The 14,541-nt window shown below is 68.6% G+C and carries 12 protein-coding genes; 6 read left to right on the top strand and 6 right to left on the bottom strand.

Features of this window, described 5'->3' with window-relative positions:
* Nucleotides 1–33 precede the first annotated feature (33 nt).
* Together CAL29_RS12435 and CAL29_RS12430 are read right to left on the bottom strand one after the other, a co-directional pair.
* Entirely contained in the window at nt 34–1,029 is a 996-nt protein-coding gene (locus CAL29_RS12435; protein ID WP_094853331.1) for a Bug family tripartite tricarboxylate transporter substrate binding protein, read from the bottom strand.
* Nucleotides 1,030–1,177: 148 nt separating this feature from the next.
* Nucleotides 1,178–2,047 (bottom strand): LysR family transcriptional regulator, encoded by an 870-nt coding sequence (locus CAL29_RS12430; RefSeq protein ID WP_094853330.1) that lies wholly within the window; start codon nt 2,045–2,047, stop codon nt 1,178–1,180.
* A gap of 170 nt (nt 2,048–2,217) precedes the next feature.
* Here CAL29_RS12430 and CAL29_RS12425 point away from each other — a divergent pair, with 170 nt between their 5' ends.
* Complete coding sequence (locus tag CAL29_RS12425; RefSeq protein WP_094853329.1) at nt 2,218–3,165, top strand: dihydrodipicolinate synthase family protein; 948 nt, start codon at nt 2,218–2,220, stop codon at nt 3,163–3,165.
* 65 nt (nt 3,166–3,230) lie between these two features.
* Here CAL29_RS12425 and CAL29_RS12420 read toward each other — a convergent pair whose 3' ends face one another.
* Nucleotides 3,231–4,424 carry an MFS transporter gene (locus CAL29_RS12420; protein WP_256977412.1) on the bottom strand — a complete coding sequence of 398 codons (1,194 nt, stop codon included), beginning with the start codon at nt 4,422–4,424 and terminating at the stop codon, nt 3,231–3,233.
* A 211-nt stretch (nt 4,425–4,635) separates the two neighbouring features.
* Between CAL29_RS12420 and CAL29_RS12415 the strand changes: the two genes are divergently transcribed.
* Both CAL29_RS12415 and CAL29_RS12410 read left to right on the top strand, forming a co-directional pair.
* The gene (locus CAL29_RS12415; protein ID WP_094853328.1) at nt 4,636–5,625 is read left to right on the top strand and encodes a Bug family tripartite tricarboxylate transporter substrate binding protein; all 990 of its coding nucleotides are present in this window, start codon (nt 4,636–4,638) and stop codon (nt 5,623–5,625) included.
* A 35-nt stretch (nt 5,626–5,660) separates the two neighbouring features.
* Nucleotides 5,661–7,040 (top strand): MmgE/PrpD family protein, encoded by a 1,380-nt coding sequence (locus tag CAL29_RS12410; protein WP_094853327.1) that lies wholly within the window; start codon nt 5,661–5,663, stop codon nt 7,038–7,040.
* A gap of 16 nt (nt 7,041–7,056) precedes the next feature.
* On the opposite strand, the gene CAL29_RS12405 is transcribed toward CAL29_RS12410, so the two are convergent.
* Nucleotides 7,057–8,271, bottom strand: coding sequence for an MFS transporter (locus tag CAL29_RS12405; protein WP_094853326.1), 1,215 nt, complete (start codon nt 8,269–8,271; stop codon nt 7,057–7,059).
* 176 nt (nt 8,272–8,447) lie between these two features.
* Here CAL29_RS12405 and CAL29_RS12400 point away from each other — a divergent pair, with 176 nt between their 5' ends.
* Nucleotides 8,448–9,374: an AraC family transcriptional regulator gene (locus tag CAL29_RS12400; RefSeq protein WP_094853325.1), complete on the top strand. Its 927-nt coding sequence runs from the start codon at nt 8,448–8,450 to the stop codon at nt 9,372–9,374.
* On the opposite strand, the gene CAL29_RS12395 is transcribed toward CAL29_RS12400, so the two are convergent.
* Together CAL29_RS12395 and CAL29_RS12390 are read right to left on the bottom strand one after the other, a co-directional pair.
* Complete coding sequence (locus CAL29_RS12395; protein ID WP_094853324.1) at nt 9,325–9,576, bottom strand: hypothetical protein; 252 nt, start codon at nt 9,574–9,576, stop codon at nt 9,325–9,327. The two genes, CAL29_RS12400 and CAL29_RS12395, sit on opposite strands and share 50 nt — an antisense overlap.
* Nucleotides 9,577–9,673: 97 nt before the next feature.
* On the bottom strand, nt 9,674–10,321 hold the full coding sequence (locus CAL29_RS12390) for an IclR family transcriptional regulator (protein WP_094853323.1): 648 nt from the start codon (nt 10,319–10,321) through the stop codon (nt 9,674–9,676).
* Between the two features lie 111 nt (nt 10,322–10,432).
* Between CAL29_RS12390 and CAL29_RS12385 the strand changes: the two genes are divergently transcribed.
* On the top strand, nt 10,433–12,484 hold the full coding sequence (locus CAL29_RS12385; protein WP_094853322.1) for a hydantoinase/oxoprolinase family protein: 2,052 nt from the start codon (nt 10,433–10,435) through the stop codon (nt 12,482–12,484).
* A complete protein-coding gene (locus CAL29_RS12380; RefSeq protein ID WP_094853321.1) occupies nt 12,481–14,487 on the top strand; it encodes a hydantoinase B/oxoprolinase family protein in 2,007 nt (668 codons plus the stop codon). The genes CAL29_RS12385 and CAL29_RS12380 overlap by 4 nt, the downstream gene beginning before the upstream one ends.
* Nucleotides 14,488–14,541 lie beyond the last annotated feature (54 nt).

The raw sequence follows: 14,541 nt of genomic DNA, 5'->3' as shown, positions 1-14,541 counted from the left end.
AATCGAAAATTCAGGACGCGGGGCATGAAAAAGTTATTGCGGCGTATATCCCACCGCCCCCAGCGTCCGCTTGATCATGGCGATGTCGCGCACGACCGCCTGTTGCAACTGCTCGGGCGGGCCGCCCAGCACGGGGACGCCCAGGGACTGGAACTGCGCCGCGACCTTGGGATCCTTCAAGGCCTGGTTCAAGGCGCGGTTGAGCGTATCGATGACCGGCCTGGGCGTGCCCTTCGGCGCGAACAGGCCGTTCCATCCCGTGACGTCATAACCTTTCAGCCCCGCCTGCGCGACCGTGGGGACGTCCGGCAGCATTTCCAGCCGCCCGGCCGAGGACACCGCCAAGGCCCGCACCTTGCCGCTGCGTATCTGCGGCAGCGCGGCGGGCGGCGAGGTGAAGGCCACCTGCAGATCGTTGCGCATCAGGGCCGTGAGCATTTCCGGCTCGCTCTTGTAGGGCACGGCCTCCATCTTGATGCCCGCCTGCGACGCGAACACCAGCGTGCAGATATCGCCCTGGCTGCCCGCGCCCACCGATCCGTAGTTGAGCCGGTTGCGCGATGCGCGCGCCTTCTTCAGCAGGTCGGCGACGGTATGGATATCGCTGTCCTTGTTGACCAGCAGGATCTCCGCCACCTGGCCCACCTGCCCGATCGGCGCGAAATCGGCCGCCGTGTCGTAGGGCAGGGATTTGATCGTGCTGGGATTGGCCACATGCGTCGGAAACGCGAACAGCAGGGTGTAGCCGTCCGGCGCGGACTGCGCCACCAATTGGGAACCGATGACGCCGCTGGCGCCCGCCTTGTTTTCCACGACGACGGGCTGCCCCAGCAGGCTTCCCATATGCTGGCCCACCAGGCGGGCGAGCACGTCCGTGATGCCGCCCGCCCCCGTCGGCACGATCAGCCGGATGGGATGGTCGGGATAGGCCGCATGCGCCGCGCCGCCGCATGCGGCCAGGCCGACCGCGATCGCGGCCAGCGCGCGCGATAGGTGCTTCCGTATCAGGTGCTTCCGTATCGAAGTCATCGCCTGTCTCCCGTGCTTTTTTGCAGATTCTAGGAAACGGCTTTGCGGCGAAGGGAAGATTATTTGATATTCAGGCTAAAACTTTTATGCGGAGATGGCGGCGCCGGCATGCCGCCCTGGCCGAGGCGGGGCGGCGCGGGACGATGCGTCAAACGGGCAAATGCCGCGTCTCTTCCAGCAGGGTCTTCACCATCCCCGCGCTCACGCCGTTGGCGTCCCAGAACACGCCCATCCTGCGCATCGGCGCGGCTTCCGGCAGGACCATGCGCGCCAGGCCCAGGCTTTCCAGCCATCCGGGCGACCAATCCGGCACCAGCGAAATTCCCACGCCGTCCCGCACCAGATAAGCGATGGTCACCAGCGTATCGATCTCCAATCGCTCCTGCGGCCGTATCCCGTGGCGCCGCAGATACGTCTCCACCGCCTGCCCGCCGCGCAGGGTGCGGTCGAAACGCAGGAAGGGCTGCGTCGCCAGCAGGTGATCGGGATCCGCGCCCTTCATGGACGGCGGCGCGATCAGGACCAGCCGCTCCTCCTTCAGCAGCATCCATTTGAACCCCTTGGGCGAGGCATGCACCGGTTCGGCCATGATGGCGGCGTCGATATCGCGCGAGACGACCCGGTTGTAGAGATACGTCGACGCCCCGGACTCCACGTATATCCTCAGCGTGGGATGCAGGCGGTACAGGCGCTTGAGCAATTGCGGCGTCAATTCCGCCAGGGTGGACGTCGCCACGCCCAGGCGCAGCTCGCCCAGTTGTTCGTCGTTGTTGGCGATGGCCTGTATGGACCGCGCATCCTTCAACATCGCGCGCACCCGGTCCATGATGCGCACGCCCGCCTCCGTCGGCCGCGCCACCCGGCCCGCGCGGGTCAGCAGGGACGTGCCGATCTCCTCCTCCAGCGTCCTGATGCGCGCCGCCAGCGCCGCGGGCGTCAGGTTCAGGTATCGCGCCGCCTCCGCGAAAGATCCGTGGTCACAGATGGCCACAAAACTCTGCAGGTAGCGTGTGTCCATGGCTAGTCTCGATCGTTAATATTTTTAATGTTTGAATATTAGCGGAGCGATGCCACGCCCCCGCCCGGACGCGGAATAATGGCGCGATCGCCCCGCGGCCAGGCCCGGCCAGCATCCAGGACCGCAACATCCACGAACGCAGCATTCACGACAAGACCAGGAGACCCGCAATGTCCGCAACCGCCGCCCGCGCGCTCACCGGCGTATTCTCGCCCGTCCTGACGCCTTTCGACACCCAAGGCGCGATATCCCCCCAGCGCTTCGTCAAACATTGCCGCTGGCTGGTGGACCAGGGCGTGGGCCTGTCGGTGTTCGGCACGAATTCCGAAGCCAATTCCCTGTCGGTGCGGGAAAAACAGGATTTGCTGCAGGCGCTATTGGAATCCGGCATCCCGGGCGACGTGCTGATGCCCGGCACCGGCCTGTGCAATCTGCCGGAAACCGTCGCGCTGACGTCCCATGCGGTGCAAGCCGGCTGCGCCGGCGTGCTGATGCTGCCGCCCTTCTACTACAAGGGCGTCAGCGACGAAGGCCTGTTCCGCTTTTTCTCGACCGTCATCGATCGCGTCGGCGACGACCGGCTGCGCCTGTACGTCTATCACATCCCGCCGGTCAGCCAGGTGCCGCTGTCCGCCAAGCTGATCGAGCGGCTGATCGCGCGCCATGGCCGGATCATTGCCGGCATCAAGGACAGTTCGGGCGACTGGAACAACACCCAGCTCATGCTGAAGCATTTCCAAGGCCCGGATTTCAGCGTCTTCGCCGGCAGCGAGACCTTCCTGCTGGCGAATATGCGGGGCGGCGGCGCGGGGTGCATCACGGCCACGGGCAATGTCAATCCCGGCGCCATCAACCGCCTCTACCGCACGTGGAATGAAGACGCCCGGGCGGCCGACGCGCAACAGGCCGCATTGGACAAGACCCGCGCCATCTTCCAGTCCATGCCCATCATTCCCGCGATGAAGCGGACCCTGGCCGACCATTCGGGCGACGCCGCCTGGGCGACCGTGCGGCCCCCGCTGGTGGAACTGGACGAGGCCCAGGCCGCCGCCTTGTCCTCAGCCTTGCGGGCGGACGGGTTTACCGTCCCGAATGCCAGGACGCTGGCGGTGGATTAAAGAATTGAAAGATTGAAGGCAAGGGACTGGATCCCGGCGCGGCGCGGCGCCGAACGGCAGCGGCCTCACGCCAGGCGGCAGACCCGCCGTATCCCCGCCAGCGCGATCCATCCCATCGTCAACGCCACCAGCGCCAGGGCGATGCGCAGCGACGTCGCGTGGGTGATGCCGCCGATCAGCGGCGGCCCCAGCAGCATGCCGACGTAGGCGAAACGCGCCACGCCGGCGACGCCGGCCGCCGGGCTCATGCCGGGCAGTTTCGCGCCCGCCAGGAAGAAGAAAGGCATCAGGTTGGCCACGCCCAGGCCCATCAAGGTGAAGCCCACCAGGCTGGGCGCCGGCCACGGCGCGGCGATGACCATGGTCATCCCCAGGCATCCCAGCCAGGCGCTGACGGTCATCAGGCCCTCGTCGCTGAAGCGGCGCCGCAGCAGGTCCGCGCTGAAGCGGCCCACCGCCATGCCGGTGGCGAAGGTCGCGTAGCCGTAGCCGCTTTGCGCCGTCGGCGCGCCGGCCACGTCGCGCATATAGACGGCGGCCCAGTCGTACATGGCGCCTTCGCACACCAGGCCGAGAAAGGCCACGATCCCGAGGATCCACAGCACGCGCGGAATCCCGCCGCCGGCGGCGGCCTCGCCCTGCGCCGCATGCGACTCGGCGTCGGTCAACAAATAGGACGACGCCAGCAGCGCGGCGAGCACCGTTGTCCCGGCAATCGCGAAGCCATGGACCTGCAGCGATACGCCCGCCCCCATCAGCAATCCCCCCAGCCCCGCGCCGGCCATGCCGCCCAGGCTGAACATGCCGTGCAGCGTGGACATGACGGGCTTGCCCAGCCGCGCCTCCACGGTGGCCGCCTGCACGTTCATGGCGACGTCGAAGGCCGCCATGCCCATGCCGAACAGGACGAGGATGACCAGCAGCAAGGGGAAGTACCCCGCCCACGGGATGATCACCAGCATGATCGAGTAGGCCAGGCCGCTGAGCGCCAGCACGCGCGCGCTGCCGGCCCGTCCCACCCAGCGGCCGACGCCGTTCATCGCCAGGATGGCGCCGGCCGACACGGCGAGCATCGCCAGCGACAGGACGGCATCGGAAACCTGGAAATCGGCCTTGAGCACCGGGATCCACACGCCCCAGGTGGCGAAGGTCGCGCCGTTGACGAAGAACTGGATCATGGTGGCCCAGGTCGCCCGGCGGACGGCCTGGGTGTCGGGACGCGCCGGCGGCGCGGGCAAGGCGTTTTCACTGCTTTTCATGAAATGGGAAACGGAAGCTGAGACTGCGACCTCCCGATGATGTCATAGAAGCGCGCCTCCCCCGGGCCCGCCCCTCTTTTTTGAAAATTGTATTTCGTATACGATCAGACAATTCAACAAGCATTCCCGGCTGAAGACCGCGCAAACCGGCGCAGCCGGAGAAGCACCCCCTGAAACGCTCCGCCCCCCACGGAGCCCGAGGAGACAACCCATGCACAAGCCCCATCCACCGGCGCGCAGGCTGCCGCGCGCCCTCTGCGCCCTCGCCTTGCTGGCCACCGCCCCGCTGGCCCAGGCGCAAGCCGCCTATCCGGACCACAAGGTCCGCGTCATCGCACCGCAAGGCGCGGGGGGCGGCGTCGACATCATGGCGCGCTCCCTGGCCGAGGAATTGAGCAAGCGCCTGGGACAGACCTTCTACGTGGACAACCAGGGCGGCGCCGGCGGGACGATAGGCGCCACCGACACGGCGCGCGCCAAGCCGGACGGCTATACCCTGATGGTGGCCTACGTGGCTACCCACGGCACCAACCCCGCCGTGCGCAAGACGCCCTACGACCCGGTCAAGAGCTTCACGCCCGTCGCCATGATCGGCGGCACCGCCAACGTGCTGATCGCCAGCACCGCCCTGCCGGCGAAGACGCTGCCGGAATTCGTCGCCTACGCGAAAGCGCATGGCGACACGCTGAGCTACGGCACCTCCGGCAACGGCACGCTCAACCACCTGGCGATGGAGGAATTCAAGTCCGAAGCGGGCTTCAAGGACTTGTCGGTGCCCTATAAAAGCATGGCCGAGGCGCAGACCGACATGATCGGCGGCCGCGTGCAGTCGGTGTTCCCGGGCGTCGCCGCGGGCCTGGCCGTCATCAAGTCCGGCAAGGCCCGGCCCCTGGCGGTGACGGGAGACAAGCGCAATCCCGTCATCCCGGACGTGCCCACCTTCGCCGAACAGGGCTACCCGAAGATGCAGGCCCTGACCTGGTACGGCGTGGTCGGCCCGGCCGGCATGCCCGCGGCCGTCACCGCCAAGTTGAACCAGACCGTCAACGACATCCTGAAGTCCGACGGCTTCCGGGAGCGCCTGCGCAACCTGGGCGTGGATCCCATGCCGATGACGCCGCGCCAGTTCGGCGACTACATCGCCCACGACATCGAGACGTGGAAGCGCGTGGCCCGCGAGAACCACATTTCGCTGGATTGAAGCCGTCCGTCTTTTCCCCGAGCAGGAAACCCATCATGTCCGATACGCATTCCCTACCCGCAGTCTCCATCTCGCAACGCCTCGCCCAGGGCATCGTCGACGCGCGGCCCGAGCAGTCGCCCGACGCCCGCGCCACCGGCCGCCGCATGCTGCTGGATATCGCCGGCATCGCCATCGCCGCGCGCGCCCAGCCCTATGTGCACGCCTGCCTGGAGGCCCTGGACCAGAACGGTCCCTGCACGGTCTTCGGCCACGCGCGGCGCCTGGGCGCGGAAGGCGCCGCCTTCGTCAACGGCACCGCGGCGCATGGCGAGGATTTCGACGACACCTACGAAGGCGGCCCCGTGCACGCCGGCGTGGTCATCGTGCCGGCCCTGCTGGCCACGGCCGAGCGCCACGGCCTGAGCGGCGCCGATTTCCTGCGCGGCCTGGCCGTCGGCGCGGAAGTCATGTGCCGCCTGTGCGCCGTCGCGCCGACCAAGGTCCACAAGGCGGGCTTTCATCCGACCGCGATATTCGGCGTCTTCGGCGCGGTGGCGGGCATCGGCGCGGCCCTGCGCCTGGGCGCGCAGCCGCTGACCGACGCCTTCGGCATCGCCGGCAGCCTGTCCTCCGGCATCATCGAGTATCTGGCCGACGGCTCCTGGACCAAGCGCCTGCACCCCGGCTGGGCCGCGCAATCCGGCTACCGCGCGGTGCGGCTGGCCATGGTCGGCTTCAAGGGCCCGCGCACGGTCTTCGAGGGCAGCCACGGCGTCTTCCACGGTTTCGCCAATACCCTGGACGGCGACTTCGAGGCCATGCTGGACGGCTTCGGCGAAAAATGGATCTGGCCCGGCATCGCGTTCAAGCCCTATGCCTGCGGCACCATGTGCCATCCCTACATCGATTGCGCCCGCGAATTCGGCAAGCTGGGCCTGGACCCGGCCGCCATCGCCGCCATCGAATGCGAGGCCGCCGAGGGCGTGCTGCACCGCCTGTGGGAGCCCCTGGCGCTGAAGCAGTCGCCGCCCAATGGCTATGCCGCCAAGTTCAGCGTGCCCTACGCCGTCGCGGTGGCCATCCTGCGCGGCGACGCGGGCCTGGGCGAATACGACGACGAAATCGTCAAGGATCCGGCCATCGTCGCCCTGGCGCGCAAGGTGACCTACGTGGTCGATCCCGCCAATCCCTACCCCAGGCAGTTCACTGGACACGTGAAGGTCACCCTGACCGACGGCAAGGTGCATGAATTCCGCCAGGGATATTTCAAGGGCGGCGTCGATCATCCGCTCGGCGACGACGAGCTGACGCGCAAGTTCCAGGCGAACTGCGCCTACGGCGGCCTGGCGCCCGCCGAAAGCCAGGCCCTGCTGGCGCACATCGACGCCGCCTTCGACAGCGCGAAAGTGGACTTCTCGCCGTTCGCGCGCTGACGCGGGCCGCGCCGCCTCAGGCCAGGCGCTTTTCGCCCGCCGGGACGTCGCCGATCTGGCGCGCCCGGCCGGCGAGCGCGCCGAAGGCCGCCATCGCCAGCGACAGGACCACGCCTATCGCCAGTGGAACGGTCCAGCCGCCCGCCAGGTCGTGCAGCTTGCCGGTCAAGGCCGGCCCGCAAGCGGCCAGGGTGTAGCCCACGCACTGCGCCATGCCGGACAGGGCCGCCGCCTGGCGCGCGTTCGAGGCGCGCAGGCCCATGAAGATCAGCGCCAGCAAGATGCCGCCGCCGGAGCCGAAGCCGTACAGCAAGGCCCACACGGTGGCGCCCGCGGGCACGAACAGCAGGCCCAGCAGGCCGACGCCCATCATCAACGCCATGGCGGCCGCCACGCGGGTCTGGTCCTTCATGCGGCCCACCAGCGGGGCCAGGACGATGCCGGGCACGGCGGACGCGAACTGCATGCCGCCATGCACCGCCCCCGCCTCGGCCGGTGTGTAGCCGGCATCGGCCAGGATGGCCGGCAGCCAGCTTATCAGCACGTAATAGAGCAGCGAATTGATGCCCATGAACAGCGTCACCTGCCAGGCCAGCGCCGAATGCCAGACCGGGCCGCCATGCGGCGGCGCCGCCGTGCCGCGGGCCGGCCCGGTATGCGCGCCGAGCTGGCTGGTCCAGGCCGCCACGGCGGCCAGCGGGAAGACGATGACGGCGAGCAGCGCCCCCTGCCAGCCCCAGGCCGCCGCCAACGGCACCACGCCGGCCGAGACCAGCGCGGCGATGCCGCCCATGGTCAGCGCGCACGCGCCCATGACGGCGGGCACCCGCGCCGGGAAGTCCCGCTTGACCAGGCTGGGCAGCAGCACGTTGCCCATGGCGATGCCGGAACCGCTGATCGCGGTGCCCAGGTAGAGGCACCACAGCGGGCCGGCCGAACGCACCAGCAGGCCGCCGGCCACCAGCCACATGGCCCCGAACAGGGTGCGCTCCAGGCCGTATTCGCGGGCCAGCAAGGCGGCGAACGGGGAGACGAAGCCGAAGGCCAGCAGCGGCAGCGTGGTCAGCATGCCGGCCTGGGCGGGCGACAGGGCGTAGTGGGCCTGCAGCACGCCGAGGATGGGCGCCAGGCCGGTGACGGGCGCGCGCAGATTGCTGGCGATCAGCAACAAACCAGCAATCAGGAGCGCGGGCCGGGCGAGTGAGCGATGCGAAGTATCAGGGGTTGTCATAGCGTCTACATCATTTGGGATATCACCATGCCAGGCCTCTCGGGCCGGCACGGGTAGCGCGGTCCGTAACCTTAACGCCGGCCGGCGCGTCATGAATTCAGCTAAGATGCCAAGAAATCGCTGAATCCTGCCATTGCGCCGCGTCCGCCTTTCCCCGCGGCGCGCCTTTTCCCGCCATGCCGCCACGCCCCCGGCCCGTCCCGCGTCTCGCCCTCGCCACCGCGGCGTCCTCCGAGGGCGTGCTGCTGGGGCCCCTGAAGATCTTCGAGGAAAGCCCGCGGCTGGGTCCGGTCTTCGGCGTGCGCGTGCGGGCGGCGGATCATCGCGCCGAGGTGCCGACCCATCGCCACCCGCAGGGGCAACTGGTGGTGGCCTTGCGCGGGGGCGTGGTCTGCGAAGTCCCCGACGGGGTCTGGATGGTGCCGCCGGCATGCGCGGTGTGGGTGCCCAGCGAACTCCCGCACAGCATCCGCGCCACGGCCAACGCGCGCATGGGCTACCTGTTCGTCCAACCCGGCGCCGCCGACCTGCCCGGCCATTGCTGCACCCTGGCCATTTCGCCGCTGGCGCGCGAGCTGGTGCTGCGCCTGGCGGACCTGCCTTCCGAATACGAAGCGGACAGCGCCACCGGCCGCCTGGCCGTGGTGCTGCTGGAAGAATTGGCGCGCATGCCGCGGGAACGACTGCGCCTGCCCACCTCCGCCGAACCGCGCCTGCGGCGCATCGCGAAAATGTTGTCGGAAGATCCCGCCGACCGCCGCACGCTGGCGGAGTGGGCCAAGGTGGTGGCCACCAGCGAACGGACGCTGGCCCGCCTGGTCAGGCAGGAAACCGGCCTGACCTTCGGCCGCTGGCGCCAGCAATTGCACCTGATCGTGGCCCTGCACCAGTTGTCGGCGGGCCAGTCCGTGCAGCGCGTGGCCGAAGCCCTGGGCTACGACTCGGTCACGGCGTTCATCAGCATGTTCAAGAAATCGCTGGGCAAGCCGCCCGGCAAGTATTTCGCGGGCATCGCCCGGCGCGACGACGTGGATGAGGACGAGGACGCGGCGCCTATCCCGCCTGCACCCGCACCAACTGGTCGACACGCACCACGCGGCTGACTTCCTGCACCGCCTGGGCCACGGCATCGTCCATGCTGGGGGCCTCGCGATCGAAGGCCAGCGCCACGAGGTCGCCCCGCTGCCATGCCAGCACGACGTCTTCACAGCCGTTGTATTTCAACAGGCGCAGCAACTCGTCGGTGAGGTTGTCGAGGCGTGAAGCGTCCTGCAGGTTGTAGATGAGCTTGAACTGATAAGACATGTTTTCCGGCTTCCGCGACGAGGTTAGAAAGAACCGTCCCGGCGCGTCGCGGTGGCGAGCGCGCCGACAGCTCAGTAACCCCCTGCCGGTTTACGTTTCAGACCGCACCGAGATGCATTAATCGCAGTATCCGGTCGCGCTCGTCGCGCATCATCGGCAGCAATTCGGCCTCGATGCGGGCGGCGTCGTAATCGTCGTCATTGACCGACAGGCCCAGCGACAGGGCGCGCGTCTCGCTGGTGAACAAGGGGATGCCCACGGTCGTCACGCGGCGGTCCGGATACGTGGCGACCGCCCAGCGCTCCGGCGGCAGGCCCAGCGCCGAACATAGCGCGCTGCCCGGCGGCAGCGCATTGCCGACCCGCAGGTTGACGACGAGGATCTTGCGGCGTTCCGACGCCGAACTGGCCCGCGCGATGATCACGGCCTCGTCCTTGGCCCGCTCGCCGATGTTGACCATGCCGTCGCAGCGATCGGCCAGCGCCTGCAGCGAAGACTGGATGATATCGTCGACGCCGGTGTTGGCCAGGGCCGCGAAGCCGATCTCCAGCAGTTGCGGCGTCAACGACCAGCGCGTCCCCTCCTTGCGCACGTAGCCCTCCCCCAGCAGCGTGTTCAGCAGCCGCAGCACCGTGGCGTGCGGCAGATCCACCGCTTGCGAGAGCGCCGTCAGGGATTGCCCGGGGCCGCTACGAAAAGCCCGCAAGATGGCTAGACACCTCTGGACCGACCTATTATCATTCATTTGATCACGGGGTGAAATGATTGTTCATCTAGTGAAAAATAATAGCCGACCTCGCGGTTATCCGCAAGCGGCTACTCCCTTTCGCGGTCATCAGCAGAACCGGGGGCATTCATGGGGTATAGAGTTGGCGTCGATATCGGCGGATCCTTTACCGACTTCGCCGTCTTCGACGAAGACAGCGGCGAAATCAAGAGCCTGAAAGTGTTCTCCCGCCCGGACCAGCCGGGCGAGGAAGTCATCGCCGGGGTGCGCATGCTGGGCGAGCGCTACGGCATACAGCCCGGCGAGATCAGCTACTTCACGCACGGCACCACGGTCGGCATCAATACGGTCATCCAGCGCAAGGGCCTGAAGCTGGCGCTGTTCGCCACCCGCAACTTCTGCGACGTGCTGGAGCTGGCGCGCCTGAAGACGCCCGACATGTACCACCTGCTGTCGCGCCGGCCGGCGCCGCTGATCGAGCGCAGCATGGTGTTCGGCATCGACGAGCGCATGGGGCCGGACGGCTCGGTGCGCCGGCCGCTGGACGAAGCCAGCGTCGAGCAGGCCGTGCGGGCTGCCCAGGCCGCCGGCGCCGAGGGCATCGTCGTGTCCCTGCTGCACGCCTACCGCAATCCGGCGCACGAACTGCGGATCAGGGAAATCGCCGCCGCGATCGCGCCCGGCCTGCCGGTGTCGTGCTCCAGCGAAACCTGGCCCATCATCCGCGAATACGAACGCACCATCACCGCGGTCATCGGCGGCTACGTCCAGCCGCGCGTGGCGCACTACCTGGGCTCGCTGCAGGCCGCGCTGAAGAACGCCGGCGTGCGGCCCGAGCCGCGCCTGACCAAGTCCAACGGCGGCGTCATGACGGCCGAACAGGGCAAGCGCGACTGCGTGCAGATGATCCTGTCGGGCACCGCCGCCGGCGTGATCGGCGCCGCCCACGTCGCCGCCACCGCCGGCATCCCGCGCTGCCTCAGCCTGGACATCGGCGGCACCAGCGCCGACATCGCCGTCATCATCGACGGCAAGCCCCAGTACGGCGTGGGCGAATTGATCGGCGATTTCCAGATCTACATCCCTTCGGTGTCCGTGTCGTCAGTCGGCGAAGGCGGCGGCTCCATCGCCTGGGTCGATCCGCTGGGCGTGCTCAAGGTCGGCCCGGAAAGCGCCGGCTCGCGGCCCGGACCGGCCTGCTACCGGCGCGGCGGCACCCGCGCCACCATCACCGACGCCTTCGTCTGCTGCGGCCTGGTCGGCCATTCCGACCTCGGCTACCAGGCGGTGGAAGTCGACGCGCAGGCCTCGCGCCAGGCGGTCGGCGAACTGGCCGAGCGCCTGGGCCGCGGCATCGAGGAAACCGCCGAGGCCATCATCCAGATCGCCGTGTCAGGCATGTACACGGAAGTCAGCGGCCTGGTGTCGCGCTACGGCATCGACCCGCGCGAATACGCCGTGCTCGCGTTCGGCGGCGCCGGCCCCATGCTGGGCTGCTTCCTGGCCCGCGAAATCAAGGTCAAGGAAATCGTCGTGCCCCCCTCCCCCGGCACGCTCAGCGCGCTGGGGGGCCTGATCGCCGACCTCAAGAGCGATTTCCTCAAGACCGTCTATACCGACCTGACGCCCGCCAGCCTGCCCGCCATCCGCGACGAATTCGCCGCGCTGCGGGAACGCGCCGAACGATGGCTGCTCCAGGAACAGGGCCACGCCGAACGCGCCGATCTCGTCTACTCGGCGGAGATGCGCTACCGCGGCCAGTCCTACGAAATCGACACGGAGCTGGACCCCGCCCACCTGGCGGCCGGCGACGTCGCGGCGGTGGCGCGGGCCTTCCATGCCATGCACCGCCGCCTCTACGGACACGCCGACGAACGCGCGCCGGTGCAGGTCGTCAGCCTGCGGGTGGTGATCTCCGGCAACAACGACAAGCCCCGCTTCCCGCGCCACGAAACGGTCGCCGGCACGCCGGCGCCGGAACGACGCGTGCGCGTCTGGCTGGACGGGGGTTTCCGCGACGTGGATCTCCACAGCCGCACGGCCCTGCGCGCCGGCCAGCGGTTCAGCGGCCCCGCCATCGTCACCCAGGACGATTGCACCACGGTCATCCCGGCCGATCACGTCTGCCGGGTCGACGAATACGCCAATCTGCGCATCACCGCCGAAGGAGAGCCGTCGTGAGCCATACCGTGGACAATTTCCGCCTGCAGGTGCTGGCCAACCACTGCACCGCCGCCGCCGAGGCCATGGGCTACACGCTGATGCGCACGGCCTACTCCACCTTCGTCAAGGAGACCGAGGACTTCTCCGCGCAACTGATGACGCCGTCCGGCAAGACCTTCGCATCGCCCAAGACCTTCGGGGCCACGTGGTACACGGGCCTGGACTACGGCCGCGTGATCCGGATGACGGACGACTACCGCGAAGGCGACATCTACCTGACCAACGATCCGTACAGCGGCTACGTCTCCACCCACACGCCCGACATGCACGTGTGGAAGCCGGTGTTCCGCGACGGCCGGCTGGTGTGCTTCGTCGGCACGCACATCCACAACACCGACATGGGCGGCGCGGTGCCGGCCTCGCTGTCGCGCACGCTCACCGAAGTGCACCAGGAAGGCATCCGCATCCCGCCCATGCTGCTGATGCGCGACGGCGTGATCGACGAGAAGCTGCTGCGCATCCTGGCGGTCAACGTGCGCATGCCGGACCAGAACCAGGGCGACCTGAACGCGCAGATCGCCGCGCTGAACGTCGGCGAACGCAAGGTCCATGAAATCATCGACCGCTTCGGCGTCGAGGAATTCATGCAGGGCGCCGAGGCCATACTCGACTACGCGGAACAGCAGACCCGCGCGCTGATCCGCGAGATACCCGACGGCGACTATGCGTTCTCCGAGTACGCCGACGAGGACTCGGTGGGCGGCTATCCCTGCCGCATCCACATCACGCTGCGCGTGCGCGGCGACGAGTTGACGCTGGACTTCACCGGCAGCGATCCGCAGGTGGCGTCGTCGCTGAACGTGCCGACCGGCGGCGACGGGCACCACTCGGTCATCACGGTGGGACTGATCTACGTCATGCATACGCTGGCGCCCCGCAACATGCTCAATTTCGGTTCGGTGCGGCCCTGCCATGCCGTGCTGCCCGAGGGCTCGGTGGTCAATCCGCACGCGCCGGCGGCGGTGGGCATGCGCAGCCTGATGGCCGCGGTGATCCAGGCCTGCACGTTCGGCGCCTTCAACCGCGCCCTGCCCGAGCGCCTGCCGGCCTGCCCCGCCGGCGGCTCGACGCTGCTCAACGTCAAGACCGCCACGCGCGAGGGACGCCAGGTGCTGTCCTCCATCGGCCCTTGCGGCGGCGGCGCCGGCGCGGGCCCCGAATTCGACGGCGTGGAAGGCTGCGGCGCCAACAACGCCTTCCTGAAGAACACCCCCGTGGAGATCAACGAGGCCGAAGTGCCCATCGAGATCATCCGCTACGGCCTGGTGCCCGACACCGGCGGCGCGGGCCGCCTGCGCGGCGGCAACGCGGCCACGATGGAATTCAAGCTGCTGGCGCCCAACGGCGTGGTCACGGCGCGCAACCGCAACCGCTCCGAACTGGCAGCGTGGGGCGTGCTCGGCGGCCAGGCGGGGGCCAACTCGCGCTTCATCAGGAATCCGGATTCCGAGCAGCCGGAGGAACTGCGCAACAGCGACCTGGTCAACTGCGCGCCCGGCGACGTCATCCGGCTGGAAGGTCCCGCCGGCGGCGGCTACGGCCATCCGCACGAACGCCCGGTCGAGCGCGTGGTGCAGGACGTGCGCTGCGGTTTCGTGTCGATCGAATACGCCCGCAAGGCCTATGGCGTGGCGCTGCGCGCCGACCTGACGGTCGACGAGGAAGCCACGCGGTCCCTGCGCGCCGGCGCGCAAGCGGTGGACGGGCATTTCGATTTCGGGCCGGGCCGCAGCCGCTTCGAGCGCGTCTGGACCGCCGCGCGCTACGACGCCATGACCCGCATCATGGCGGCCCTTCCCGTCAGTTGGCGGCACTTCGTCAAGCACCAGATGTTCGCCGCGCTGGCGGGCGCGGCGGCGCCGGCCGACGGCGGCGCCGCCGACATCGACCGCATCTACGCGACGCTGGCCGAGCGGTACGCCGACCTGCCCCGGCCGGCCGACATCGCGGCGCGCGCCTGAACGACCCACCCGACGCCGGGTAAATACCCATCGTCAACGCCGGCCGCGCCGCTA

Source organism: Bordetella genomosp. 10 (assembly GCF_002261225.1).
In the GTDB taxonomy this organism is placed as follows: Bacteria; Pseudomonadota; Gammaproteobacteria; order Burkholderiales; family Burkholderiaceae_B; genus Bordetella_C.
This window is presented reverse-complemented; position numbering and strand designations above follow the sequence as displayed.